This window comes from Ferrigenium sp. UT5 (assembly GCF_045866295.1).
Classification (GTDB): domain Bacteria; phylum Pseudomonadota; class Gammaproteobacteria; order Burkholderiales; family Gallionellaceae; genus Sideroxyarcus.
In genome coordinates, this window is record NZ_BAAFRY010000070.1 from 1 (window position 1) to 566 (window position 566).

Consider the following 566-nt stretch of genomic DNA (forward strand, 5'->3'; position numbering starts at 1 on the left):
CATGGTGCTTCTCCTTCGGGGTTGTGGTTAGAATAACCCTCAAGGATTTTTACTTGCAAACCCGTTCGCCAGGCCGGGTTCGGAATTTACAGAAACAATGTTGCACTAACCAAGTTGCTCGTGACTAAGGTCCTGCCTAAGTTCTTCAATAACGTCTTGCAGGGGGATAATTGGACAAATCAATACATCAGTGTTGAACAGTTTATTGTTATTTACGTCCACGTCGCACTCGTGAGTTAGAACATAACCGAGGCCCTCAACGGTTAAGAATGCTTCCCTATCAGAATCAAAGAGTGGGTAAATGACAGAATCGTAAAGCTTTCCTCTTCCAACAGAGATGTTTTCACCCGAGGAATAAAACCGACCTACTTCAACAGATGAGCTGCCTAAAACATACTTAATCGCTTCCTCGACTTTCATGGAGGGATTATTTATGCAAGGCGAGGTTCAATGATTGTTAGTGCAACATTGTTTCTGTAAATTCCGAACCCGGCCTGGCGAACGGGTTTGCAAGTAAAAATCCTTGAGGGTTATTCTAACCACAACCCCGAAGGAGAAGCACCATG

1 protein-coding gene is annotated in these 566 nt (G+C 44.2%); it reads right to left on the minus strand.

The genetic code is table 11. The features are described 5' to 3' along the window. Positions 1–105: 105 nt before the first annotated feature. A complete protein-coding gene (locus tag ACKTSJ_RS11180) occupies positions 106–420 on the minus strand; it encodes a hypothetical protein (RefSeq protein ID WP_407900249.1) in 315 nt (104 codons plus the stop codon). Positions 421–566 lie beyond the last annotated feature (146 nt).